Source organism: Picosynechococcus sp. PCC 7002 (assembly GCF_963860125.1).
Lineage (GTDB): Bacteria > Cyanobacteriota > Cyanobacteriia > Cyanobacteriales > MRBY01 > MRBY01.
Window position 1 is genome coordinate 335547 of sequence record NZ_CAWLFA010000001.1, and the last position, 25205, is coordinate 360751.

At 48.6% G+C, this 25205-nt stretch carries 22 protein-coding genes; 10 read left to right on the plus strand and 12 right to left on the minus strand.

Going from position 1 to position 25205, the window contains the following annotated elements; translation table 11 throughout:
- The first annotated feature begins 50 nt into the window (after positions 1-50).
- A complete protein-coding gene (gene psbU / locus AACQ84_RS01615; protein WP_012305956.1) occupies positions 51-467 on the plus strand; it encodes a photosystem II complex extrinsic protein PsbU in 417 nt (138 codons plus the stop codon).
- 108 nt (positions 468-575) lie between these two features.
- On the opposite strand, the gene AACQ84_RS01620 is transcribed toward psbU, so the two are convergent.
- The 3 genes from AACQ84_RS01620 to AACQ84_RS01630 form a co-directional block, all read right to left on the minus strand.
- Positions 576-2045: a hypothetical protein gene (locus AACQ84_RS01620; RefSeq protein WP_041443316.1), complete on the minus strand. Its 1470-nt coding sequence runs from the start codon at positions 2043-2045 to the stop codon at positions 576-578.
- Between the two features lie 49 nt (positions 2046-2094).
- Complete coding sequence (gene rpe, locus AACQ84_RS01625) at positions 2095-2784, minus strand: ribulose-phosphate 3-epimerase (protein WP_012305958.1); 690 nt, start codon at positions 2782-2784, stop codon at positions 2095-2097.
- A gap of 120 nt (positions 2785-2904) precedes the next feature.
- Positions 2905-3906, minus strand: a complete 1002-nt coding sequence (locus AACQ84_RS01630; RefSeq protein WP_045441446.1) for a potassium channel family protein — start codon at positions 3904-3906, stop codon at positions 2905-2907.
- 245 nt (positions 3907-4151) lie between these two features.
- Between AACQ84_RS01630 and AACQ84_RS01635 the strand changes: the two genes are divergently transcribed.
- Positions 4152-5408 (plus strand): acetylornithine transaminase, encoded by a 1257-nt coding sequence (locus tag AACQ84_RS01635; RefSeq protein ID WP_012305960.1) that lies wholly within the window; start codon positions 4152-4154, stop codon positions 5406-5408.
- A gap of 88 nt (positions 5409-5496) precedes the next feature.
- Here the strand turns inward: AACQ84_RS01635 and AACQ84_RS01640 are convergent, their stop codons facing one another.
- The 3 genes from AACQ84_RS01640 to fbp form a co-directional block, all read right to left on the minus strand.
- Positions 5497-7062 carry a B12-binding domain-containing radical SAM protein gene (locus AACQ84_RS01640; protein ID WP_012305961.1) on the minus strand — a complete coding sequence of 522 codons (1566 nt, stop codon included), beginning with the start codon at positions 7060-7062 and terminating at the stop codon, positions 5497-5499.
- A 115-nt stretch (positions 7063-7177) separates the two neighbouring features.
- Entirely contained in the window at positions 7178-7396 is a 219-nt protein-coding gene (locus AACQ84_RS01645) for a DUF5818 domain-containing protein (RefSeq protein WP_012305962.1), read from the minus strand.
- A gap of 53 nt (positions 7397-7449) precedes the next feature.
- Entirely contained in the window at positions 7450-8499 is a 1050-nt protein-coding gene (gene fbp, locus AACQ84_RS01650) for a class 1 fructose-bisphosphatase (RefSeq protein WP_012305963.1), read from the minus strand.
- A gap of 236 nt (positions 8500-8735) precedes the next feature.
- Here fbp and malQ point away from each other — a divergent pair, with 236 nt between their 5' ends.
- The 5 genes from malQ to AACQ84_RS01675 all read left to right on the plus strand — a co-directional run bounded on the left by malQ (position 8736) and on the right by AACQ84_RS01675 (position 13774).
- Entirely contained in the window at positions 8736-10253 is a 1518-nt protein-coding gene (gene malQ, locus AACQ84_RS01655; RefSeq protein WP_041443317.1) for a 4-alpha-glucanotransferase, read from the plus strand.
- Positions 10254-10637: a DUF1818 family protein gene (locus AACQ84_RS01660; protein ID WP_012305965.1), complete on the plus strand. Its 384-nt coding sequence runs from the start codon at positions 10254-10256 to the stop codon at positions 10635-10637.
- 64 nt (positions 10638-10701) lie between these two features.
- The gene (locus AACQ84_RS01665) at positions 10702-12117 is read left to right on the plus strand and encodes a ParA family protein (RefSeq protein WP_012305966.1); all 1416 of its coding nucleotides are present in this window, start codon (positions 10702-10704) and stop codon (positions 12115-12117) included.
- The gene (locus AACQ84_RS01670) at positions 12117-12809 is read left to right on the plus strand and encodes a Rho termination factor N-terminal domain-containing protein (RefSeq protein ID WP_012305967.1); all 693 of its coding nucleotides are present in this window, start codon (positions 12117-12119) and stop codon (positions 12807-12809) included. The genes AACQ84_RS01665 and AACQ84_RS01670 overlap by 1 nt, the downstream gene beginning before the upstream one ends.
- A gap of 125 nt (positions 12810-12934) precedes the next feature.
- A complete protein-coding gene (locus tag AACQ84_RS01675; protein WP_012305968.1) occupies positions 12935-13774 on the plus strand; it encodes a nuclease-related domain-containing protein in 840 nt (279 codons plus the stop codon).
- Here the strand turns inward: AACQ84_RS01675 and AACQ84_RS01680 are convergent.
- Positions 13748-15388 carry a rhomboid family intramembrane serine protease gene (locus AACQ84_RS01680; protein ID WP_041443318.1) on the minus strand — a complete coding sequence of 547 codons (1641 nt, stop codon included), beginning with the start codon at positions 15386-15388 and terminating at the stop codon, positions 13748-13750. The genes AACQ84_RS01675 and AACQ84_RS01680 overlap by 27 nt on opposite strands.
- An 83-nt stretch (positions 15389-15471) precedes the next feature.
- Between AACQ84_RS01680 and AACQ84_RS01685 the strand changes: the two genes are divergently transcribed.
- Positions 15472-16404, plus strand: coding sequence for a putative selenate ABC transporter substrate-binding protein (locus AACQ84_RS01685; protein ID WP_012305970.1), 933 nt, complete (start codon positions 15472-15474; stop codon positions 16402-16404).
- A gap of 86 nt (positions 16405-16490) precedes the next feature.
- On the opposite strand, the gene gloA is transcribed toward AACQ84_RS01685, so the two are convergent.
- The 3 genes from gloA to pbpC form a co-directional block, all read right to left on the minus strand.
- Positions 16491-16886, minus strand: a complete 396-nt coding sequence (gloA, locus tag AACQ84_RS01690) for a lactoylglutathione lyase (protein WP_012305971.1) — start codon at positions 16884-16886, stop codon at positions 16491-16493.
- A gap of 42 nt (positions 16887-16928) precedes the next feature.
- Positions 16929-18014, minus strand: a complete 1086-nt coding sequence (locus tag AACQ84_RS01695; RefSeq protein WP_234991348.1) for a transporter substrate-binding domain-containing protein — start codon at positions 18012-18014, stop codon at positions 16929-16931.
- 651 nt (positions 18015-18665) lie between these two features.
- On the minus strand, positions 18666-21098 hold the full coding sequence (gene pbpC, locus AACQ84_RS01700; protein WP_234991349.1) for a penicillin-binding protein 1C: 2433 nt from the start codon (positions 21096-21098) through the stop codon (positions 18666-18668).
- 43 nt (positions 21099-21141) lie between these two features.
- Between pbpC and AACQ84_RS01705 the strand changes: the two genes are divergently transcribed.
- Positions 21142-21747, plus strand: coding sequence for a HupE/UreJ family protein (locus tag AACQ84_RS01705; RefSeq protein WP_012305974.1), 606 nt, complete (start codon positions 21142-21144; stop codon positions 21745-21747).
- Between the two features lie 163 nt (positions 21748-21910).
- Here the strand turns inward: AACQ84_RS01705 and fusA are convergent, their stop codons facing one another.
- A complete protein-coding gene (fusA, locus tag AACQ84_RS01710; RefSeq protein WP_012305975.1) occupies positions 21911-23998 on the minus strand; it encodes an elongation factor G in 2088 nt (695 codons plus the stop codon).
- Positions 23999-24289: 291 nt separating this feature from the next.
- Entirely contained in the window at positions 24290-24412 is a 123-nt protein-coding gene (locus AACQ84_RS01715) for a hypothetical protein (RefSeq protein ID WP_254903474.1), read from the minus strand.
- Between the two features lie 38 nt (positions 24413-24450).
- On the opposite strand from AACQ84_RS01715, the gene AACQ84_RS01720 reads away from it, so the two are divergent.
- The gene (locus tag AACQ84_RS01720) at positions 24451-25203 is read left to right on the plus strand and encodes an RNA methyltransferase (RefSeq protein WP_012305976.1); all 753 of its coding nucleotides are present in this window, start codon (positions 24451-24453) and stop codon (positions 25201-25203) included.
- Positions 25204-25205 lie beyond the last annotated feature (2 nt).

Sequence of the window (25205 nt, forward strand, 5' to 3'; positions counted from 1 at the left end):
CTAAAAATCATCAAAAAAAGCTGGGAAAAGCCTAGGAGGAATCAATCATAATGAGTAGAGTTGTGAGTGCATTAATGGGGCTCGTCCTCATGTTCGGTTGCGCGTTCTTTAGCGTTCAGCCCCAAGCCCAAGCCCTCGATTTAAGCAATGGCTTTGTTTCTGCAGCCGTGCTCGGTGAGCGTGTTAATCCCGCTGACAAGGTGCTTGAGTCAGAATACGGCAAGAAAATCGACCTAAACAACGCCAGCGTCCGTCTTTTCCGCGAGCTCCGTGGATTTTATCCCACATTGGCTAAACGCATCATCGAAAATGCCCCCTATGACAGTGTTGAAGATGTATTGAATATCCCCGACCTCAGCGAGAAGCAACTGGCACGGTTAGAGGAAAATTTGGAGCGTTTCACTGTAACACCGCCTGCTGATGTGTTTATTGATGGTGACCAACGTCTGAACACCGGTGACTATTAAAAATACAAATGAAATCTTGCTACGTTTAGGAAGATGTTTGTGAGTCAAACCTAAATTTTCAATTGCAATTAACCTATTCCTGAGGAATAGGTTTTTTTACGACAATTTTTAGGATTTGGGGCTCGGTTGGCATAGTCGATAAAACTGAGGTACCCAGCGGGATTCCCAATAAAATGCCCCAAAGGCCAGCACGGGCGCGAGGAAAGTCAGCAGCAGAAAGCAACCCGCCAGGGTTGACAGGGACATCGCGAAAAAATCTTGGGTCAGACGCACCAGGTCATGGTCGAGGAGGCCCCCTTTCCCGACCCGGTAGGCAATGCGGAACGTTTCGCTGGTCATAAGCTGCCCGAAAAAGGCACCATTTTCCAGAAAGCTAAAACTGGCCAACAGGGCATAGAGAGTTTGTTCACCGGAGACATGGCAAAAATATTTACCGAGGGCAAAGTACAGACAAATAAAGACGGCGGCAATTTCCAAGAGATGACCCATGGCGATAATGGCGATTTGATCCCAACCCGTCAGGATCAAAAGGATTTGCAGGAGAGTCAGACCTGCCAAGGTGATTAGGGTACCGCGATTGCGACGGTATTGCCAAGCGAGATAGGCGATCGCCCCGTAGAGTAGCCACAAAATAATGCTGGCGCGGCCGAGGGCGAGGGTAATTCCCCCCCCAAAGATAAAGTCAAAACTCGGCACAGCGGGATAGCCAAACAGCCAAAAGGCGATCGCATGGCCAATTTCATGGACGAGGGTGAGAAAGGTATTCAGAATAAAGCGACTGGGGGGCAGCAAAAAGAGAATCAGACCTAGGCCGCCACCAATGAGGAGCGCCTGGGGGGTATCTGGATGCAGTTGCCGTGACCGGGGGCGCGGGTTGGGGATTTGGGACGGCAGGGCGCCATGGAGAGAAAAACAGGTTTTGAGGAGATACTGCCGTTGCTGACGATGGTAGACATTGAGATAGACTTTTTCCACATTATCCAGGGAGAAATGCTGCAAAGCCTGCTGGATAATCTGGCAATAGTCTTGGCTATCGCGCTGGTCAATTACCGTTAACTTGATCACCAAGGCCCCAGCGGAAGGGGTAACTTTGATACTCCATAGGTATGCAGCGAGTAGTTGCCGGAGTTTCAGGGTGAGATCATCGTTTTTGAGGGCTGCCTTTTTAGGTGATTCTTGGGCACTGAGCGCTTCCGGGGAGGGTTCCCGTTCGGCTGGAGAGAGTAAGCCCGCTACAATTGTCCATTCCCAGTCGGGGGTAACTTCCCCAAACCGAATGCCTTCAACAGTAAAGGTTTCTGTGATCGTGTGCTCCCAGATTTTCTGCCAAGGGGTAAGGATTTGTTTGGCGATCGCCTGGTCGGGGGTATTAAAACCTTCGAGTTGAATTTTGAGGTGCTTATCAGTCACCCGTTTGAGCATCACCCGGATCTGGTGGGGTTGAAACGCTTGCCTTAACACCTGGGCGATCGCCTGGGGATTTCCCTGTTCCGCCAATCGACGCAAATCCGACTCTTTCACAGCACAACCATTCTGGAGGGGAGCATTTCGATTATGCCACCAGACTCCCTTGGCCACAAAAATAGGATCTCAAGTCCCCCTTTGAAGGGGGATTTAGGGGGATGTCCTAGGCCGCAACCGCTTCTGATTTTTTGCTGTTACGAATCCCTTCAATCGCCTCAGCATAACTGGGGGCCTTGAAAACAGCAGAACCTGCAACAATCGCATTCGCACCCGCATCAATCACTTGCCACGCATTAGCAGGCTTGATCCCACCATCGACTTCAATCCAAGGATCCAGGCCGCGCTCATCACACATGGCCCGGAGTTTTTCGATTTTGTTCACCATCGAAGGAATGAAGCTTTGGCCGCCGAACCCAGGGTTTACGCTCATGATCAAAATCAGGTCACAAACATCAAGGACGTGCTCAATGATGTCAAGGGGCGTAGAAGGATTCAGCACAACCCCAGATTTTTTACCCAGTTCACGAATCTGGCAGAGGGTGCGATGGAGGTGGGGAGACGCATTGTGTTCTGCGTGGACGGAGATAATGTCAGCGCCAGCTTTAGCAAAATTTGCCACGTATTTTTCTGGCTCAACGATCATCAAATGCACATCCAAAGGCTTTTTGGTGTAGGGACGAATGGCTTCGACGATTAACGGCCCAATGGTGATATTCGGGACAAAACGACCATCCATGACATCGACGTGGATCCAATCAGCGCCAGCCTCATCGACTGCTTTAATTTCTTCACCAAGGCGGCTAAAGTCCGCTGAAAGAATGGACGGGGAAACTACAATTTTCTTGTCAGTCATGGTGGGTGGATTCCTCTTATTATCTCAAGAATTCTAAGTTGGTATCAATATTAACAAAAGTTTGTATCAATATTTTTTGTGGCCTAGCCTGGGTAGAGCATTGTTTCAGGAAACACTGACCTAGCGCTGGGGGGGACGGAGAGGCCCATCGGTTTGTACAGGGATCAAAATACTATTTAATTTACGCAGTTGTTCGGCTGTGCCCATGCAAATTAAAAAGTCCCCAGATAACAGTAAGGTATCACCCGTCGGCCCAGGAATAAGGCTGCCATCTTGACGGCGAATGGCGAGGACGAGGGCACCGGACTGTACCCTGAGTCGGGCTTCACTGAGGCTTTTGCCAATGTAACCGCCGCAATTGCTATCCACACGGATTTCTTCGAGGTAGTAAGACCGTTCTGCGCCAGTCAAAATGCCATCAACAAAATCCATAACCTGGGGTCTAAGGGCCGCGGCGGCCAGGCGACGTCCCCCGGTAATGTAGGGAGAAACAACGGCATCGGCTCCGGCGCGGCGTAATTTTTCCACGGCTTCTTCGGTACTGGCCCTGGCGATCGCCCGAATTTTTGGATTCAATGTTTTGGCAGAGAGTACCGTATAGAGATTTTCTGCATCGGAGCTGAGGGCCGCCACCAAACAAGTTGCCCGGTCGATTTTCGCTTCATGGAGATGTTGATCGAGGGTGGCATCTCCTTGAATACAAATATAGCCTTGATCCTGAGCGGCTTCGATAATGTCGGGATCTTGGTCAATGACGACAAAGGGAATATTCTCGGCGAGAAATTCCCGGGCCACCTGCTGCCCCGTGCGACCGAGGCCACAAACAATGTAATGGTTATTGAGACGACTAATTTGCTGCTGATACTGTTTCAATTTTTTTATCTCCTGAAAATAGCCGCTAATCATTGCTTCGATGAAACGGTTGACGATATAACCAACCGCAATCAAGCCCAAAAAAATCAGAATAATAGTGAATATCCGAGAGCGATCGCCTAGGGGATGAATTTCCCCAAAGCCCACCGTGGCTAAGGTGATCATCGTCATGTAGGCCGCATCTACCCACGACCACTGCTCCACGACAATGAACCAACTTGTCCCCAGCAGAAACAGCGCCACAAGCATCAGCAGACCCAATTGCAGTTGCCCCCTGAGGCGTCTATATTTTTGCTCAATGCTGTACACCGATGAACCTCAAGATAAGTCTGATGTTTGTAGGGAAAGTTGCAGACAATTTCAGCCGACCCGTAGGAAGCTAAAAAAACATAGAATTTCTTTAGCTCATTCCCCCCTTGTATTTAGCAAAAAAGATTACCCATTGGCTAAACTGAAATTTAACTTTGAGTCTCGCCATCGAAGAGGAGTAACCCGTGAGTCCCCAAACGCTACTGAACCATTCCCCAGCCCAAAGCTTTAACCCAACTCAGTTCGATCAGTATGTGATGCATACCTATGGGCGCTTTCCGGTGGCGATCGCCAAGGGGGAAGGATGTCGTCTGTGGGATACCGAAGGGAAAAGTTACCTCGATTTTGTCGCAGGCATTGCCACCTGCACCCTGGGCCATGCTCACCCAGCCCTGATCCAAGCGGTCAGTGCGCAGATTCAAAAACTGCACCATATTTCTAACCTCTACTACATCCCAGAGCAAGGCGCTTTAGCCCAGTGGATCGTCGAACATTCCTGTGCCGATAAAGTCTTTTTCTGTAACTCCGGGGCCGAAGCCAACGAAGCGGCGATTAAATTAGTCCGTAAATATGCCCACACCGTCTCAGATTTCCTCGAACAACCCGTGATCCTTTCGGCGAAATCGAGCTTCCACGGGCGTACCCTTGCGACGATTACCGCCACCGGACAACCCAAATACCAAAAACATTTCGACCCGCTCCCCGATGGGTTTGCCTATGTGCCCTACAACGACATTCGCGCCCTCGAAGAAGCGATCACCGACATCGATGAAGGTAACCGCCGCGTCGCTGCCATTATGCTCGAAGCCCTCCAGGGAGAAGGGGGCGTCCGGCCTGGTGATGTGGAATATTTCAAAGCAGTGCGGCGCATTTGTGACGAAAACGGAATTCTCCTTGTCCTCGATGAAGTGCAAGTTGGGGTCGGGAGAACTGGCAAATACTGGGGCTACGAAAACCTCGGCATTGAACCGGATATTTTCACCAGTGCGAAGGGATTAGCGGGAGGAATCCCCATTGGCGCGATGATGTGCAAGGATTCCTGTGCGGTCTTTAACCCTGGGGAACACGCCAGCACCTTCGGCGGTAACCCATTCTCCTGTGCGGCGGCCCTAGCGGTGGTTGAAACCCTCGAACAGGAAAACCTACTCGAAAATGTCAATGCCCGTGGGGAGCAGCTCCGGGCGGGTTTAAAAACCCTGGCCGAAAAATATCCCTACTTCAGCGATGTCCGGGGCTGGGGTTTGATCAATGGTATGGAAATTAAAGCAGACCTCGAACTCACCTCCATTGAAGTGGTCAAAGCAGCTATGGAAAAGGGTCTACTGTTGGCTCCCGCTGGCCCGAAGGTACTCCGATTTGTGCCGCCTCTGATTGTTTCCGCCGCAGAAATCAATGAGGCGATCGCCCTTTTAGACCAGACCCTCGCTGCCATGGCTCTCTAAATTTCTTTATCCTGCCCAAAGCAATAAAAAGCTCCCCAACTATTGAAAATCGGGGAGTTTTATTTTTACATGCTTGGCCCAGTGGGAATTACACCGTAACGGGGGTGGGAGTAGAGGTTTCTTCCTGTTCTAAAAATTCCGTTAACTGGGTTTCGATGCTGTCTTTGACGATCTGGCGATATTCCAGGAAATGCTCGTTGTGGGCGCAGAGGGTGAGGTAATGCTCAAAAACTGCCGGATTGTGGCGCAAAATACCAAATAAATGGTGCCAGAAGCGCCAGCGGGTATCCCGTTTAATGCCCTGTCGCCAAATGACGATCGCCAATGCCTTGAGATCGACCAGGCTGGGCAACTTGGCCGGGGGATGACATTTGGGCGCGCCCAATTTCAGGAAACAACGGTAAATGCGGTCCAAATAAAGGTGGGGATCGTAGAGTTGCCAAAAGGCGTGGACATACTCATTGGCGATGTCTTCGAGGGGACGAGTAGGGATGAAATTCATCAGGGTCGTTTGGTTGATGTTGCCGTCCTTTTTCGCCCGGAGTCGTCCTTCTGCTTCGAGGCGGTGCCAGAGAGCCGTATTCGGTAACGCCTGGAGCATCGCAAAGGTGGTGGTGGGGATCGCCGTCAGTTCTGCAAATTTGATAATGCGATCGCCTGCCCCTTTTTTCTCCCCATCGAAGCCGATGATAAAGCCTGCCATGGGTCGCAATCCCGCTTGAATAATTTTGTCAATGGATTCAGCGAGGGAACTGCGGGTATTTTGAAATTTTTTCGTCAGTTGCAAACTCTCTTCGTCAGGGGTTTCAATACCCAGGAAAACCGCATCAAAGAAACATTCCACCATCAAATCCATCAGCTCTGGATCGTCAGCGAGATCCACCGAAGCTTCAGTATTGAAGCGGAAAGGATATTGATGTTCCCGTTGCCATTCCTTAAGGGCCTTGAGGAGGAGTTTGACATTGCGTTTATTGCCGATGAAATTATCATCCACCATGAAAATACTCCGTCGCCAACCCAATTCGTAGAGGCAATCTAATTCCTTAAGAAGCTGCTCTGGGGTTTTGGTGCGGGGTTTGCGCCCATAGAGGACGATGATGTCACAAAATTCACATTGGAAGGGACAGCCCCGGGAAAATTGCACCGACATCGAATCATATTGATCCAATTCCAGCAGATCATAACGGGGGACAGGGGTGGTGGTGACATCGGGTTTTTCCTCAGCCCGAAAGGTGCCTGAGGTTGCGCCATTATTAACGGCCTCCACAAACATCGGCAGGGTGATTTCTCCTTCATCGAGGATCAAAAAGTCCGCCCCCACATCCTGGACTTCTTCAGGTACCGACGTCGGGTAGGGGCCACCAACGGCCACTAATTTATCTCGTTTTTTGGCTTCTTTGATTTGATCGAGGAGGTCATCCTTTTGGACGATCATTGCCGACATCAAGACCAGATCGGCCCATTCCCATTCCGCTTCGGTGACAGCACGGATATTGCGGTCAACCAGCTTAAATTCCCATTCTTGGGGTAAAATCGCCGCCACAGTAATCAAGCCCAAGGGGGGCAGCAGCACCTTGCGGTTGACCAGTTCAAGGATTTTTTCGTAGGACCAAAAGGTGGGCGGAAAAACCGGATAAATGAGGAGGACACGCATGGTATTTAAGAGTTTTATGATGAAAGGGTTTTAAAAAGGCTGATTTTTAGAAGGCGATCGCCGACCATCATCAAAACTGATGTCAGGTAAGCGCACAAGTGCCTTCAGTGTAGCGCTAAAGTTTTGTAACGGTATCCACGGCGAAAATTGGCCCCACCATGGCAACAGAAACCGTATCGGCGAGGACTTCTCCCGTTACAGTAACTTGCAGCCCTGGCTGCTGATAGACCTGGGGTAAATCCCGCAGTTCATAGTTGACCCCCGCTGCTGTTTCGAGAACCCATACGCCAACACCTAAGGATTGATGGGCAATGCGCCCCGTTAACTCTTGCATTCAGCTTCACCTCACAGTTGTCGATCCGAATTTTTGCCACATCCTCTCAATGCTTAAACACCGACGGTTTCCCGCTCTGCCTCTTGGATAAACGATTCAACCAATTCCACATTTTCCACACTGCCGAGGATTGTCGGGGTGCGCTGGTGGAGATAGGTCGGCACAAAATCCAGGAGCGGCATAGTGCCTGTGCTGGCTTTCCCCCCGGCCTGTTCAATGAGCCAAGCTAACGGTGCGGTTTCATAGAGGAGGCGCAGTTTGCCCTCTGGCTTTTTCTTTGTGCCCGGATAGAGAAAGACGCCCCCCTGCATCAGGATGCGGTGTAGATCCCCCACGAGGGCACCGCTGTAGCGGGCCGTGTAACCTTCGTGGCGGTGCATATAGCGGATGTAATCTCGAATCGAATCTTCCCACTGCCAAAAATTCCCCTCATTGACGCTGTAGATCGAGCCATGGTTGGGCATTGTGATGTTTTCTTCAGCGAGGATAAATTCCCCCAAACTGGGATCGAGAATAAACGAGTGAACCCCTGTGCCAATGGAGTAAACCAACATGGTCGAAGGGCCATAGAGAATATAACCAGCAGCAATCTGTTTATGGCCATTTTGGAGGAGGTCGGCGGCGTCTCCGTCGAGGTCCATGCCTTCTTGTTGGCGAATGGAAAAAATAGACCCCACGTTGAGATTAATATCGACATTGGAGGAGCCATCAATCGGATCGTAGAGCAGCGTATAGCGACCGATGGGGCAGTTTTCAGGAATGTAGTAGGGTTTTTCCATTTCCTCGGAGGCGAGGCGACAGACGAGGCCACTTTGTTTGAAAACGGAAATAAAGACATCGTTGGCATAGAGATCCATCCGTTTGACAGATTCTCCTTGGACATTTTCTTCCCCTGTGAAGCCGAGTACCCCTTCCATCAAGCCAGCGCGACTGAGGCGACGGGCAACGAGCTTTCCGGCGAGGGCAATGCGATTCATGATGGCGCTGATGTCCTGGGCTGCCGTGTCGAAGCTCTGGAGCTGTTGCAAAACGTGGCGGGAGAGGGTGGTGCAGTCGCGGTCAAGACTGGGACTTTGGGTAATGTCGTTATTGTGATCTGGCATAGGCTTTTTCCTTTATGGGTCTGCCCTAATGGTAACGACTGTGTCTAGGGGATGCGCTCTTGCTAAAGGATTACTTAATGGAAAAGCAAGGAAAAAAGGAAAGTATTTGGGCAGAATGGGCGGGATATAGGCAAACCTTGACCTTAAGCTGTCAAAAATCGTCACAATCTCCGGCTGTACGGGAAACGGTTGCTAGGATGGCCAGTAGAGAAAAATTGTGAGCTTGTAATCTGCGTATGTTTCAACGTCGTGCTAGTGGTGTTCTGTTGCATCCTACGTCTTTGCCGGGTCGATTTGGAATCGGCGATCTAGGGCCAGAAGCCTATCGATTTATTGATTTTCTTGCCGATAGTGGACAGCAGGTTTGGCAAGTTCTGCCCCTGGGGCCAACGGGGTTTGGGAATTCTCCTTATCTGTGTTATTCGGCCTTTGCGGGCAATCCGATGCTGTTAAATTTGGAGTGGCTTGCTTCAGAAGATTTATTAGAAGAAGCTGATTTGGCGGCCTGTCCGAGTTGTCCTAGAGATCGAGTGGACTATGATCAGGCGATCGCCTTTAAGATGCCCCTCCTGAGAAAAGCCTGTAAACGCTTCCAGGCGGTGGCGACCCCAGAGAGAAAACAAGAATTTCAAACCTTTTGCGAAGAGCAGGCCTATTGGCTCAATGATTATGCACTCTTTATGGCCCTCAAGGAAGCCCACGACGGCAAAAGCTGGTATGACTGGGATGCTGCCCTTGCTTGGCGTGACCCAAAGGCGATCGCCCAGCAGACAGAGATCCTCGCCGATCAAGTCTTTTTCCACAAATACGCCCAATCAGAATTTTTCCGCCAGTGGTCAACCCTAAAAAGCTATGCCAATGAAAAGGGCATCCAAATCTTTGGGGATTTGCCGATCTATGTGGCCCACGACAGTGCCGATGTGTGGGGCCATCCGAAAATTTTCCGTCTCGATTATGAAACCGGAGCTGCCAAGTGGATGGCGGGAGTCCCACCGGATTATTTCAGCGAAACGGGCCAACTCTGGGGCAACCCGGTTTACAACTGGCGTAACCTTTCGCGCCGTCACTATTCCTGGTGGATCGAGCGCATTAAAACCATGCTGGAGTATGTCGATATTGTTCGTATCGATCACTTCCGGGGTTTTGAAGCGTTTTGGGCGGTGCCCCAAGGGGAAAAAACGGCGATGAATGGCCGCTGGATCAAGGCTAAGGGTGACGAATTTTTTGCGTTACTCAAAGATAAACTCGGTGAATTGCCCATCGTCGCTGAGGATCTGGGGGTAATCACGCCGGACGTGGAGGCTCTACGAGATAAATATCGCTTGCCAGGTATGAAGATTCTGCACTTTGCCTTCGATAGCGATCGCGCCAATCCGTTTCTACCGTTCAACTACACCAATCGCAATTGCATTGTCTACACAGGCACCCACGACAATGACACCACGGTGGGCTGGTTTGACAAGCGCAGTGACGAAGAAAAGGCGCGGGTCACGGATTACCTCGGTTGCCTCTGCGATGAGGGAATTCATTGGGGTCTGATCCGTCTGGCGTTGGGTTCCGTGGCAAATCTGGCAGTTTTCCCCCTCCAAGATCTACTTGGTTTGGGGTCTGAGGCAAAAATGAATACCCCTGGGGTGGCCGCCGGGAACTGGACTTGGCGCTACCAGCCGGAAATGCTGAGTGATGACCTCATTGGCAAATTACGCTACCTCGTCTATCTTTACGGGCGTGAACCGGAGTATCGAGGCGAATAAATGGGGCGATCGCTCAAAAAAGGAACGGGTTGGCGGTTAGGCTGGGATCCTGACCCCACCCGGACTTTCCAGGGCTTGGTTGGAGCCGATGATTGGGCTGTGGAATTAACCGCAGCAGAATTTGAAGATTTTTGTCGCTTGTTGGTGCAGTTAGCCGATACGGTCGGAAGTATTGCCTCGGAATTGATGCCAGAGGAACGGATTGCCATCGAAGCAGAAAGTGATTTGGTCTGGCTAGAGATTGAAGGATTTCCAACCCGCTATAGCCTACGTTTGTTAGTCCTCACCCAACGGAATATTGAGGGAAATTGGCAACCGGAAGCTGTGCAGCAGTTGGTGCAATGCAGTCATATTTTTCATAAAAGTCATGAGTTGCCGCTGTGATGAGATCCCAACATTTAAAGTCTGATAAGATAATCACTTGAGCCTCAAAATATAATGCTATCTTATGTCAAATCTCAATCTCAAAGATGCTTGGTTGTCATTAGCTCCCGATGCAAATGAGCCGCAAATTGAAGCAATGTTAATGAGACCCGCAATTTTACCTTTTTTGGGATTTGAATTAAATGAAATTGAGAGCCAATACTTAGTCGGGAATGGTGGAGCAAAAGTTGACTTAGCGGCTCGCAAGAATTATGGGGATGATATCTTTTGTCATACTAAAGCAAATCCATCATTGCTCATTGAACTAAAAAAAAGACAACTTGATTTAAGTTTTGGCTCTAACGATTATAAAAAAACAGTCAGCCAACTCAAGGGTTATTTACATCCAAAATCAAAACATTGCCATTCTGCTAAATGGGGAATCATTACCAACGCAGAATATATTCAATTATTTCGACGGCACGGAAAAGTCGTTTATCCCTACACCAAAAATATAAAATTAACGGCTGATAATATCGATGAAAAAATTAAGCTTATTAAGCATTATATCGATAATCAAAAACGCTCATTGTTCGTTGCTATCTACAATAATAAAGGCGGTGTCGGGAAAACAACGACTGTCATCAACCTTGCAGGTATTTTATCGCTCCCCCAGGGAAAGCCAGACAATTCTCTTGGATTTGACAAGAAAGTTTTGGTTGTAGATTTTGACCCTAACCAGAAAGACTTGACAGATTTATTAGATGTTAAACTAGGTAAACTTAAACTCTCAGAATATCTCCAAGATCATAAAAACCATGACATCCAAGATGTTATTTCGAGATATACTTTGAAAACAAAAAGCGGAAAAGAATATGGGTTTGATGTAATCCCAGTAGATGAAGAGTTACATCAAGAGCAAACTCAATATACTAAATATTTAACCAAGAGCTTTTTGCGACGATCTTTAAATCCTTTGAAAAATAATTATGATTATATTTTGATCGACTCTCCTCCCGGTACAAATAGATTTACCGAAGAGGCGATCGCTGCTGCCGACGTTATCCTGATGCCATCTAAACACAATGGTATTGCTTCATTTAAAAATGCGGCTACTGCCATGAAAACAATTTTTCCTATGTTGGGAGAATCACGCAGGCAGTTTGACGTAGATGCTGAAAAATTTGGAATCGCGTCAGAATTATCAGACCCAGTTCCCCTACCAATTTTCTTTAATGGAGAAGCAATTACTCCAACTCAAAAAAGGCAAGCACAAGAGGCAATTACTAAAATCATTAAACAAGCTAAAAAAGAAGAGCAAATTGATTTGATGCGCTTCTTTTTTCCTAAATATCGCCCAGCTCACAAAAATCTCGAAATATTTGAGATGCCTAGCTATGCTCACATTGCATCCGCTGCATTTTCTAATCGTCCAGCAGTTTTTACAAGTAAAAAAGCACGGGAATATTATCGTGACTTAGTTCGGGAGTATTTTATTTAATGAAACAAGAAGTAGGTGCATTATTACATCTCTATCTCGATGAAATCAGTACAGGGATAGATACACAAGTCCATGATTTTTTGATTCAAGGAGCAGCCAAAGCCATTAATGATGCTGAAAATAGAAATTGGATTCCTTTAATTGTCAAACAAATCGGTTCTGAATCTTATCAAGTGATTGCGAATAGCTTCGTTTTTGCTGCTGCCGAAGAAGCAGGATTGACGAAAGTTTGGTGTATTGTTGCTGATGATTCCCCAGAAACTCAAGAATCGGCCCGCATTCTTACTCAAGAAAAGCTTGCTAAAATTAACCTCGCAACAGCAACTAGGGAGGAAATCAAAGTGGGTCTGGACTATCTAATGAAGCGTCCAATTAATCCCCTGAAATTGGGCAGCGTTAAGCTCGCCAATGCAGTTGAACGTATTGAAAATGCTCCGCGTCAATATTGGAAAGAAAATTTAATGGATGTCACAAAAGTAAAATGCGGCATTACCAGAGGGAAAAAACTAAATATTTTCAAAGAAATTTTTTACACAACCCCTGAACCTCTGCCAGACGTAATTATTGATCCGCAGTTTCTTACGACTTTTACCCAGGCAGATCTCCAAAAAATGGCTAAAAAACGTGGCTTAAAAGGATATAGTAAGCTAAAAAAGAGTGCTCTAGTAAAATTACTTACTGAGCAAGGTTAATCCGAAGGAAAATTGCAAGATTCAAATTATTTCTAAATGATCATTAAAGAAAAAGATCCCATTGATGCAAACATAGAGCAGTTAAAACGATTATCAATTTACCTAATTTATCCGAAGCAAAAGTTTTGCAGACAAAAACAGAGCTAAAGAGACTCACCTCTGGTAATCAAGGAGAAAAGGATTCTGCTTATTTTATTGATTTTTATTATAAAAATTCACCAAACTGGGCGATTATTCACGATCTTAGAATTGAACATAATGGATTAGTTGCTCAAATTGACCATATCTTAATCAATAGATTTCTTGATTTTTATATCTTAGAAACAAAACATTATGCCCGTAGTATCAAAATCACAGAACATGGCGAATTTTTAGTCTCATTCCAGAAAAGCTACAGAGCAATAGAGTCTCCCATTGAGCAAAATAAAAGACACATCAAAGTTTTAAAGACCCTTCTCCAGGGTGAAGAAATACTACCTAAAAGATTGGGAATACCATTACAACCCCATTTTCTTGCCTATGTTTTAGTTTCGCCAAAATCTCGCGTGATTCGTCCCAAGGCAAAAGATTTTAAAACAGATGCTGTCATTAAGTCAGACGAATTTTATAAACAAACACGAGACAATCTCAATAATGAAAGTATATTGACAACTCTTGGTTCAATCACAAAAATAATTTCATCCGAATCATTGCAGCAAATAGCGAAAAACCTAGTCAGTTATCATCGACCTTCCCAGTTTGATTACTATAAAAAATTTTCTATTTCTAGAGAAAGAGACAATCAGCACCCCGTTTCAATAGAACAGACAAAGAAAACAAAATACTATTGCTATTGCTGTAAGCAATCTATTTCCAAAAAAGTCGCAATGTTTTGTTTTAATAATAAAATTCGCTTTGACGGAAAAGCATACTGTTTCGATTGCCAAAAGCAATTCCCCTTAAATTCGCCTCAACAAAAGCGTTAAGGCAATTCCCCAGGAGAGGCCCAGTAAATGGCTGTAAAAACTAACATTCGGGGAACTGAGATCCACCGCAAACTGGATCACAATAATTAAGCAAATCAAGCGAAATTGTCTGCCTGCGGCTTCGAGGTGAAACCGTTGCCATCCCTGCCACAACACCACGGCGATCGCCCCGATCATGCCCATAATCGATCCAGAAGCCCCGACCCACACCTGATAGCCATAGCGAATTTCTGTGGTGAGATAGGCCAACCACGCAGGAAACGCCTCATAGTCAAAGCCCTGGGCTAACAGTACCAACCCAAACAGCGTTACCGTCGCCCCGAAACCACTACCTAAATAAACGAGGAGATAACGCGATCGCCCCAGATGTTTTTCGGCAAAGGGGCCTAGCAACGCCAAGGTTGCCATATTCATCAAGAGATGGGCCAGCCCCACATGGATAAAATTCGCCGTAAACAAGCGCCACCATTCCCCCTGCAACACTTGGTTGGGAATGAAACCACCACCCTGGAGCATCGCTTCTGGATTTTCGGGACTGCTAACGGCGATCGCCCCCAGGAATACCAGACAGTTGACGGCAACTAAAACAGAATTCACCGAAATTTGCTTTTGCCCCGCAGATGGTTGGCCCACGAGGGATTGATAAAGCTGCTCTTGGGTTTCCTGCCGTACCAGGCGACTAAGGCGGGCCAGATCAGGATAAGCGTCTACGGGGAGGAGCGATTGGGCTGGTCGAGGAGGATGTTGGCGACGCATCTGGACGGCATTGCGGAAACGTTTATTTGAGTCCTCCTGGAGGGTCTGTAAAATGGCATTTCCTTGGGAGACACACCCGGCGCCGTAGTGGGCGATCGCCAGCCAAAAACCCTTAATTTCTTTGGCATAATCCCGGAGAGGGCCTGTCAATAACCGTTGCACCGTCTTGATTTCGCCACAAAAAGCCGCCGTAAATAGCAATACCAAATGCCACTGACGGCGATCGCTCCCCCGCAACAGTTGCGCTTTGGTTTCTGGTTTCAGCACCAGTTGTAAAAGTTCCGACAGTTGACCTGTTTCTCCCAGGGCGCGGCAATAGTAAACCAAAAGCAAAGGTTCTTGGGGGGTTTGCGCCATTCCCCGGAGCCAAGCCAGCAACCCCATCCAATCAAACCGCATCGCATAATCCATGGCGATCGCCTGACGGGCCAAAAAACTGGGGTGATCCTGGTATTTTTCTAAAAGATTTAAGCCTGGGGTGAGTTGACCCCGTTGACTCAAGATTAAAGCGCGAATGATCTGCGACTGTTCCCACCAACCATCAAAGGGATGAAGATATCGCAAATACAAAGCCCATTGGTAAGCCCGTTGAAAATCTTGCCGGGACAAGAGACTCTGGATCTGCCGCAAGCCCAAAGATGGCACGAGGATCAACAGCAACCAAGCGATACCGCCCCACCAAGCAGCCCAAGCCATCGAAATCAGGTTCATTCCCCAGGTGAGGACGAGGACAAACCCCGCCACCCAGAACCATCCCAGAGGACGGGGTCGTGGCGATCGCCAAATACGGAGCATCAAAACCCCGCAGGAAAAAGAAACAGCGTAAAACCAAATTAGGGGCCACAAAGCAGATGCCATTACGAAAGCCATTGGGGGGAGAAAACATTAATTGCTATCTTAAGTTGGGAATAAATCTTTTTCTTTCCCTTGAGAAATTACCCATGAAAAAACGGCTCCTGTCTGCCCTCTGTCTGCTTTCCCTCAGTGTTTTTGGCTGTACTGCGCCATCGACTACGGATGTCACTAGCCCCACCGAAAATGAAACCTCGACAACGGCAGTGCAACCCTTGGTGACTGGGGCGATTCCCGACCAAGATCCTGAAAAATTGCAGCGACTCTATGGCCTGCTGGCGGATTATCTGAGTGCTGAACTGGGAGTCCCCGTAGAATATAAACCCGTCACCGATTACCTCGCCGCGGTCACAGCCTTTAAGGTGGGTGATTTAGATTTAGTCTGGTTTGGTGGGTTGACGGGTGTCCAAGCGAGATTGCAAGTCCCTGGGGCTGAGGCGATCGCCCAACGGGATATTGACGCCGAATTTCACTCGGTACTGATTGCCAATGTGAATAGTGGCCTAGGGGAATTAGCCAGTGATGCTGATTTAACCCAAGTCAAAGGCAAAACCCTCACCTTTGGTAGTGAATCCTCCACCTCTGGCCGCCTGATGCCCCAATACTACCTAGAACAAGCCGGAGTCTCTCTTGAAGATTTCCAAGGGGAAGTGGGTTTTTCGGCCTCCCACGATGCCACCATTCAACTGGTCGAAGCCGGTACCTATGACTTGGGAATGCTCAATGAACAGGTGTGGAACAGTCGCGTCGAAGCTGGGGAAGTAGATACCAATAGAGTGAACGTGATTTGGCGATCGCCCGCCTACTACGACTATCACTGGGTCATTTCCCCCGACGTGGACGAGCGCTATGGAGAAGGCTTCCGGGATAAAGTGCAACAGGCTTTGCTCCAACTCGATCCCAACAATCCTGACCACAAAGAAATTCTTGATTTGTTTGGGGCGACCCAATTTATTCAGACCAGCAACGAAAACTACGCTGAAATCGAAGCTGTGGGCCGCCAGATTGGCAAGATCCAATAAACGAAGGTTGTTTTTAAAGCTAAGAAGTCTCTTGATCTGCCTCCTAAACCCCCAGACTGGGGGCCGGGGGGCTTTATCAATCAGCTCTAAGCGGCGGCCTTTTTCATTTCGATCAATTCGATCTTGTAGCCATTGGGATCTTCGACAAAGGCAATCACCGTGGTGCCGTGCTTCATGGGGCCGGGTTCCCGGGAAATTTTACCGCCCAGCTCGCGGATTTTTTCGCAGGTGCCATAGATATCATCCACACCGAGGGCGATGTGACCAAAACCATTACCGAGGTCATAGCGATCGGTGTCCCAGTTGTAGGTTAGTTCGATCACGGTATTGTCTTTTTCGTCGCCATAACCGACAAAGGCTAGGGTGAATTTGCCGCCGGGGTAATCCTTTTGACGCAGGAGTTTCATCCCCAGAACATCACAATAAAATTTGAGGGATTCTTCTAAATTGCCAACTCGAATCATGGTGTGAAGCATTTTCATAGGGGCTGTTTTTCTCCGTTGGTAACAAACTATCTCTAGTGTCTATTCTAAATTGAGTTCCCCTTGGAGCCAGTCTTGGGCAGTGCGGACGAGGGTACCGTCTTCTTCGAGGGCCACGATACTCACATCGAGGGGCAGGGCTAGGGGACTATCGTAAGGTAAAACAAAACCCAGATTTTCGGTATTTAGGTTAAAGTCAGCAACCCGCAAGGGTAAGTCAGGATTCTGACTAAGGTAATACTCCAGGGTTGGCCGATCAAAAATTACACCGTCTGCTTTATCGGCTTCCATTAAGGCGATCGCCGCTTCTAAGCTAGGGCGTTGCACAACTTTGGCGCGATATTCGGCAGCAAAAGCTTCCCCTGTTGTGCCCTGGACAACGGCCATGCGGGTGCCGCGTAAATCTCCAGGGTCACGGATTGCATCCTCTGGCAATTTAGCAAGGGCAAGGGTAAAAGCCGAGGCCAATCCCCCGATTAAAGAAGAAACCGCAATCAAAGAGATCAACATCCAAACCCCGGCGATAAACCGTCCCCAAGGGGTTTTGGGTGAGCGATCGCCATAGCCGACCGTCGTCAGAGTCACCAGGGCAAACCACATCCCATTGCCCACACCGCGCAGATAATGATTGGGGAACTCCTCTGGATTATGGCGTCTCTCCACGAGCCACATGCCGTTACCCACTAGAAATAAACACACTAGCAAAACCCCCACCGAGGAGAGGGCCGTGCGCGTGAAAAAAGGCCGCACCCGTTCCCAAATGGGGGGCGACTCTTCGGGCAGCAAAACCCCTAATCCAGAAATGAAAAAAGGCTGGGTGAAATCAACTGCTTCTAAACGCTCGGCGGTAATACTAAACGGCCCCACCAGGAGATCTAATTCCCCGGTGGCCACGGCATCCAGGGCCGCTTGTGTCTCCGTTTGCAGAATCAACTCATATTCCCAGCCATTCACAAAGGCAATGGTTTCCCAGATATCCGGCACAATTCCTTGAAAGTCACCGTTGACCGACTCCACTAAAAAAGGAGGGGTGCCGCCAATGCCAACCTGGAGAATTTCTGCCGCTTCATCGTCTGGCAAATTATCGGGACTTTGGGCCAATCCGACTTGGATCTGTGCTTCGGCCAAGATGGATAAGCCAATTAAGCCAAGAATTTGTAGGCCCTTCTGCCTAAGTTCCCTGATTGAAAAAAAATCACCTACTTTTTTTACATTAACCATTCCTAAGATTATTCAAATAACGACAGTGCCATTGTAGTCACTGGCAATATTCTATTGGTGAGCTGATTTTTAGACAGAAGTGAAGCACTTCGTAAAATCAATCTCTGTTTAAAACCTGATTTTCTCGCCTGTAGATTGACGACAGCAGTTGCATATTCTGTAACGATGGCCTTTACTTCCCCTGGCTTGTTTACAATAAAGCTAATGTTTCTTCCCACACATGATTAAATGCTCAAGCTGGTTGTTGAGATCACCAAAACTTGAGTATTGCAAAGGCTTACAGATTTATTTTCTGGAGCCTTTTTTATATTAAAAGATGATTAAATGCCATCTCTGGGGCAACGATATGTTGCATCTCTAAGGTGATATGCACTAATTTTCAGCAATGGGAAATGCTAGAAATCAAAAAATAAGTACTGACATCATTGTCTAATTTTCTTTGAAAGCAATTTCAAAAAACAACACAGTCAGTAAAATCAGTTTATTTTGGGTTAGCTGCCGATGAATCATCCAACTTACAAGAGATTTAGAATCTTTTTGGGGACAGAACATCAGCATTTAATTCACTGAAAATCCCCGTTTAGTCGTTTGGGACGGGGCTACTTCTACGGAAAAGTTGACTTGATCCTGGCGATCGCCTTGACGAATTTCTAAGGTCTGGGGGCCAGGGGTCAGGCGTAACTTCGGGTTCTGGGGATCGTCCGGTTGCCAGGGATTGCCATTGAGCCGCCATTGCACAGGCTCTTGGTTCTTGGTTTGAAATTGGATTACCAGTTGGCCGGGATTGTTGGGGTCGCTCAGGAGGCGATCGCCATCTTGGGGAAACAGAATTTTTAAGCCGCTTTGGGGCATCGCCAAGGTCGTTTGGGTCGCCAGCCAGCGGTCATATTCGGGGGGCAACACGAGACGAATCTCGCCGTTAATTTCCTGGTAAAAGTCATCTAAATCCGTTTCGTACTCGGCTAGATCTTCCGGAAAAAAATATTCCTGGACGATGACAGGACAAAGGCCCGTGGATTTTTTGCCAGACAGAGCACAGATGGGACGTTTGACCATGGCCGCTGGCTCCGGGAATGGCAATGGTTCCCGCTGATGGTGCAAGTGCAACATAATTTCGCGCCAGAGCGGTGCAGCCCCTGCCACCCCTGAAACTTGCTGCATGGGTGTGCCATCGAAGTTACCAATCCAGGTAGCAACAGTGTATTTTTCGCTAAATCCTACCGCCCAGGTATCACGATAATTTGAAGATGTTCCCGTTTTGACCGCCGCTGGAAATGGTAAATTTAACGCTGAATCGACCCCAAAGGCGATCGCCCTGGCCTGTTTATCGCTCAGCATCTGGGTAATCAGTTGCCAAGTTGAGGAGTCACTGAGAAATGTTGTGGCTGATTCCGGATGAGCAAAATGACTCACTAAATCACTTTTTTTGCCGCCATTAGCCAAGGTGCGATAGGCATTGGCCAACTCCATCAGGGTTACTTCACCGCTCCCCAGGGTGAGACCCAAGCCATAGTAGTCGGGGGCTTCGGTTAAATGCTGAAAACCCAATTGGTGCAAACGTTGTAAAAATGCCTCAACACCCACTTTTTCTAAAACCCGCACCGCCGGAATATTGAGGGAATTTCCCAAAGCGAGACGCACCCGCACCGGGCCTAAAAATTTTTCATCGTAGTCCGTGGGTTCATAGAGTTTGGCGTCGGGAATGGCATAGTAGGTGGGAATATCCGCCAAAATCGTATTGGGGCGAATGGTGCGGGTTTCTAGGACCAATTGATAGAGAAAGGGCTTGAGGGTGGAGCCTGGTTGCCGAAGGGATTGTACCCCATCGGTTTCGCCTTGGGGCGTAAAGTAATCCGTAGATCCCACATAGGCCAAGATTTCGCCGGTTTGGTTATCAATGGCGATCGCCGCCCCTTGGTGGACATGATTTTGGTTTAAATTTAAAACGGTCTGGCGCACCTGTGCCGCAACAAAATCCTGGAGATTTTTATCTAAGGTGGTACGAATCACAGGATTTTGGCTGGTGTCCAACTGCTCCGTTAACCAAAAAACAAAATGGGGCGCACTGAGAATGCCCTGGTGACGCGGTTGCAGGGTGACAGCTTCTTGGAATATTCGATCCGCTTGCTCTGGGGACAGTTCGCTCTCGGCTACCATGCGCGTCAGCACATACTGTTGCCGTTGTTTGAGATTGTCCCAATAATCGTAGGGATTGAGATAAATGGGACTGTTGGGAATGGCCGCAAGGAGGGTCGCCTGGGCCAAATTAAGATCCGCTGCCGCTACGCCAAAATAAATCTGGGCTGCCGCTTCAACGCCATAGATATTTCCCCCCATGGGCAAACGGTTGATATAAGCGGTGAGAATTTCTTGGCGGTTCATGCCTGCTGCTAACCGCCAGGCGACCCAAATTTCCTGGAGTTTTGCGTTCAAAGTCCGGGGGCGATCGCCTAACATTCGGGCAAGCTGCATCGTAATCGTCGAGGCCCCGCTGACAATTTTTTTGTGTTTGATTGCTTGGTACGTGGCCCTGGCGATCGCCTGGAGATCCAGGGGGCCATGGTGGTAAAAATCACCATCCTCCGCCGCAATAATCGCCTGCTGAAAATAGGGCGAAATTTCATCGAGGCTGACAACAGAGGTATTTTCTTGGTCGGCGCTGAGGACTGTCCCCAAAAACAAACCATTGCGGTCATAAAAGCGAAAGGCTTGATCGGTTTGGGCAATATCCGCTGCTTGCAAGGGCATCAGGAAGGGCGTTAAACGCACCACCAAGGCGATCGCCCCCAGGACAGCGATCATTTTTACGGGGAGGGGCGATCGTCGCCAAATTTTTAGGAGCCAGTCACGCAGCAACACAGGCAGCTTGGGCCTCATCTCTTGTCGTAGTTGTAGCCCTTTTCTGGGGCGATCGCCCAAAGGCTTAATATTTTGCAGTTTTACCGAATAAAGCGAATCTTTAAGACTCATCACCAAAGCGATATTACCCATGAGATTGTTCACTAAAATTGGAATGTTTCAAAGGAGCGACACCATGGGTCAGCGTTACATTCGGCACGGTTTGTTATTTCTTGGGGCGATGCTTTGCGTTTTTCTGCCATCGGTGGCGATCGCCCACGTTGGCGGCCACGAAACCGCTGGTTTTTGGCATGGCTTTCAACATCCCCTTGGGGGCCTCGATCACCTCATTGCCATGTTAGCGGTGGGGATTTGGGCCGTTCAAGTCGAAGAAAAGCAAGGGCGTTTTTTACTTCCTCTGAGTTTTCTGGGTTTGATGTTGGTGGGTGGTTTACTCGGCATGGTTGGCATGAGCGTACCAGGGATCGAGGTCGGGATTATCTTTTCCGATCTACTGTTAGGTTGCTTTGTTTTCTTTGGCACCCGTCTGCCGTTGCTGTGGAGTAGTCTCATTATTGGGGCGCTGGCCGTTTTTCATGGCTATGCCCACGGCGCCGAGATGCCTGCCAATGCCCAAGGTCTTCACTATGCCCTCGGTTTTCTAGCGGGAACTGCGAGCTTGCACCTTATCGGCATGGGAACGGCTTTTCTGGCCTTGCGTCGTCAACAGATTCAATTTTTCCGCATTGCTGGGGTGATGATGGTGGTCGCTGGTGTGGCGGTCTTGGCCCAAAGCATTTAAGCAGCGATACTGACAGGTTTAATATTGGCTCAAAGAACTCTCCAGGTTTTAGTGGGGAGTTTTTTTAATGGGTTGATGACGACCAAAGAAAAAACCGACTGGCATTTTTACCAATCGGCTTTTTGGTTCTAATCTCGCCCAGTGGGAGAGCTTCGTTTAAGGGTTAGCTATTTGCTTCCGCCCGTTCTTTAGCTTCTTTGATGACTTCATCCGCAACATTCTTCGGACAAGGATCATAGTGAGAGAACTCCATGGAGAACTGACCACGGCCGGAGGTCATGGTACGGAGGTCACCGATGTAACCAAACATCTCGCTGAGGGGCACTTTCGCTTTGATGCGGATCCCAGTAGCACCGGATTCTTGACCTTCGATCATGCCGCGACGACGGTTGAGGTCACCAATTACATCCCCAACGTAATCATCGGGGGTAAAGACATCCACCTTCATGATCGGTTCGAGGATTTGGGGGCCAGCTTTGGGTAGGGTTTGACGATAGCCACTCTTGGCCGCGATTTCAAAGGCGATCGCCGAAGAGTCAACCGGGTGGAAACCACCATCCGTCAAAGTCACCTTCAGGTCAACACAGGGGAAGCCAGCCAGTACACCCTTCTCGATGGATTGCTCGAAACCTTTTTGAACAGCGGGCCAAAATTCACGGGGCACATTACCACCAGTGACCTTGGACTCGAACTGGAAGCCGCTACCGGATTCGCCAGGTTCGATGGTGTAGTCGATTTTCCCGAACTGACCGGAACCACCAGACTGCTTCTTGTGGGTGTAGCTGTCATTGATGACTTTGGTGATCGATTCACGGTAGGCAACCTGGGGTTTACCCACTTCTACTTCCACGCCGTAGGTACGCTTGAGGATGTCTACTTTAATATCGAGGTGAAGTTCGCCCATCCCTTTAATAATAGTTTCACCGCTCTCTTGGTCAGTTTCCACTTGGAAAGAGGGATCCTCTTGCACCATCTTGCTGAGGGCAACCCCCATTTTCTCGTTGCCGCCTTTAGTTTTGGGGGCGATCGCAATGGAGATTACCGGGTCGGGGAAAACCATCGGTTCGAGGGTCGCCGGATTGTCCTTATCACAGAGGGTGTGACCTGTTTGGACGTTCTTCATCCCGACGATGGCAATAATGTCACCCGCTTGGGCTTCATCGATTTCCTCACGGGAGTTGGCGTGCATTTCTACCATCCGCCCGATGCGCTCAGTTTTGCCCGTGGCTGTGTTGAGAACAGTGTCACCCTTTTTGAGCATCCCAGAGTAAATCCGGGTAAAGGTCAAGGCCCCAAAACGGTCATCCATAATCTTGAATGCCAAAGCACGGAGGGGCTTTTCGGGGTCAACAATGGCAAAATTACCCGTTTCGTTACCCTCGATATCCGTTTCCGGCTGGGGATTTACTTCCATTGGGTTGGGGAGATAGTCCACAACCGCATCGAGAACCAGTTGTACCCCTTTGTTCTTAAAGGAGGAACCACAGTAGGTGGGGAAGAAAGCCAGTTCACGGGTTCCTTTCCGGATACAAGCCTTGATTTCGTCAATGCTGACTTCTTCGCCTTCGAGGTATTTTTCCATGATCTCGTCGTCTTGTTCGACAGCGAGTTCGACGAGGGCCTCGCGGTATTCTGCTACTTGATCCTTCATGTCTTCGGGGACATCGGTGATCTCGTAGTTCATCGGATCGCCAGATTCGTCCCAAATCCAAGCTTTTTCGGTAAGCAGATCAACAACGCCCTTAAATTCACTCTCTGTACCGATCGGCAGGGTCATTACCAGAGGGGTTGCTGCCAAGATATTTTCTACCTGCTTCACAACGTTGTAGAAGTTAGCACCGATCCGGTCTAATTTGTTGACATAGATCAACCGCGCAACTTTGGAGTCGTTGGCATAACGCCAGTTGGTTTCGGATTGGGGTTCTACACCACCGGAACCACAAAATACACCGACACCACCGTCAAGTACTTTTAGGGAGCGATAAACTTCAATGGTGAAATCGACGTGACCGGGAGTATCGATAATATTGAGCTGGTGATCTTTCCAGAAACAGCTTGTGGCAGCGGATTGAATGGTAATCCCGCGCTCCTGTTCCTGCTCCATGAAGTCAGTGGTGGCTGCACCGTCGTGCACTTCACCTAATTTGTGGATTTTTCCGGTTAACTTCAGGATACGTTCGGTGGTGGTGGTTTTACCCGCATCGACGTGAGCGAAGATACCGATATTACGATATTTGGTCAGGTCTTTCATAGGTTTATGTTCGCTCGATAAAATTTAAGTACTACTATTTTTACTAGGGTGATCACTCGGTGCAATTAGACGTACAACTGAAAACGTCTCGGTCTTGTTTGAGCCAATCTAAAACCGATGTGGTTTATGGTGAGTCGTTAAGGGACTAATTTGTATTGTAAGTGTCACGCGCTTGGTTCGTATAAGCTGCCGCTCCAGTCTTGGGAAAACTGAATATTTTGCTACAGCAAAGAATATTAAAATCCTTGCGGGGCACGATGGCAACATTACAGATTGTAAATTATCTTGCGGTCAACTTAAAAGGATCTTGGGGGGCGATCGCCAATGGGTGAGGTAACCATGACCCAAATATTGAGCCGATGGAATCAGAATGAGATTTGGCGATCGCCAGGGTTTTTTTGGGGTCACGCCCACGGCACAATGGGGAGTTGCACTGCGATGGAGAAAATAGCTTGGCGAGTTTGACGCATATTCGGATTGTGGTTGTAGAACCTGCAGGGGCCCTAAATCTTGGCTCCATTGCCCGGGTGATGAAAAATATGGGCCTGGGGCAATTGTTCTTAGTGAATCCCCATTGTAACCATTTAGGCCAAGAGGCTTTTTTAATGGCAGTCCATGGGCGGGAATTTCTCGAACGGGCGGTGGTTGTTCCCGATTTGACAACGGCATTGACGGGTTGCAAAAAGGCGATCGCCACCACTGGACTCCAGCGCAGTTTACCGATGCCCGTGGAAACCCCCAAGGCAGCTTTGCCCTGGTTTTTAGAAGACGATCAACCCAGTGCGCTAATTTTCGGGCGGGAAGACCACGGCTTGAGTAATAGCGAATTAAACCAAGCCCAAAGGCTGGTCTGCATTCCCACGGGGGATGCATATACGTCCCTCAATTTGGCCCAGGCGGTCGCTGTTTGTAGCTACGAATTGCGCAGTTTGGCCACCGAGCAACAGGGTTTTCCTCCCAAGGAAAAGGCCGCACCACTGCCTGATTTGGCCGATCTCAGTGAATTAGAGGGCTACTATCAGCACCTAGAGCGGGTGTTGTTGCAGGTGGGATTTCTATATCCCCACACCAGCACCTCACGGATGGAAACGTTTCGTAATTTGTACCACCGTGCCAGTCCCAGCAGTCGAGAAGTGGCGATGTTACGGGGAATTTTACGGCAGGTGGAATGGGCGATCGCCAATGCGGCTGCACCAGAACAATAATA

Excerpts from the sequence above, each read along its gene's own strand:
- psbU (WP_012305956.1), top strand. The coding sequence starts at position 51 with ATGAGTAGAGTTGTGAGTGCATTAATGGGGCTCGTCCTCATGTTCGGT.
- rpe (WP_012305958.1), bottom strand. The coding sequence starts at position 2,784 with ATGACTGACAAGAAAATTGTAGTTTCCCCGTCCATTCTTTCAGCGGAC.
- AACQ84_RS01630 (WP_045441446.1), bottom strand. The coding sequence starts at position 3,906 with ATGCTTGTGGCGCTGTTTCTGCTGGGGACAAGTTGGTTCATTGTCGTG.
- AACQ84_RS01640 (WP_012305961.1), bottom strand. The coding sequence starts at position 7,062 with ATGCGTGTCCTCCTCATTTATCCGGTTTTTCCGCCCACCTTTTGGTCC.
- AACQ84_RS01645 (WP_012305962.1), bottom strand. The coding sequence starts at position 7,396 with ATGCAAGAGTTAACGGGGCGCATTGCCCATCAATCCTTAGGTGTTGGC.
- fbp (WP_012305963.1), bottom strand. The coding sequence starts at position 8,499 with ATGCCAGATCACAATAACGACATTACCCAAAGTCCCAGTCTTGACCGC.
- malQ (WP_041443317.1), top strand. The coding sequence starts at position 8,736 with ATGTTTCAACGTCGTGCTAGTGGTGTTCTGTTGCATCCTACGTCTTTG.
- AACQ84_RS01660 (WP_012305965.1), top strand. The coding sequence starts at position 10,254 with ATGGGGCGATCGCTCAAAAAAGGAACGGGTTGGCGGTTAGGCTGGGAT.
- AACQ84_RS01665 (WP_012305966.1), top strand. The coding sequence starts at position 10,702 with ATGTCAAATCTCAATCTCAAAGATGCTTGGTTGTCATTAGCTCCCGAT.
- AACQ84_RS01670 (WP_012305967.1), top strand. The coding sequence starts at position 12,117 with ATGAAACAAGAAGTAGGTGCATTATTACATCTCTATCTCGATGAAATC.
- AACQ84_RS01680 (WP_041443318.1), bottom strand. The coding sequence starts at position 15,388 with ATGGCATCTGCTTTGTGGCCCCTAATTTGGTTTTACGCTGTTTCTTTT.
- AACQ84_RS01685 (WP_012305970.1), top strand. The coding sequence starts at position 15,472 with ATGAAAAAACGGCTCCTGTCTGCCCTCTGTCTGCTTTCCCTCAGTGTT.
- gloA (WP_012305971.1), bottom strand. The coding sequence starts at position 16,886 with ATGAAAATGCTTCACACCATGATTCGAGTTGGCAATTTAGAAGAATCC.
- pbpC (WP_234991349.1), bottom strand. The coding sequence starts at position 21,098 with ATGGGTAATATCGCTTTGGTGATGAGTCTTAAAGATTCGCTTTATTCG.
- AACQ84_RS01705 (WP_012305974.1), top strand. The coding sequence starts at position 21,142 with ATGGGTCAGCGTTACATTCGGCACGGTTTGTTATTTCTTGGGGCGATG.
- fusA (WP_012305975.1), bottom strand. The coding sequence starts at position 23,998 with ATGAAAGACCTGACCAAATATCGTAATATCGGTATCTTCGCTCACGTC.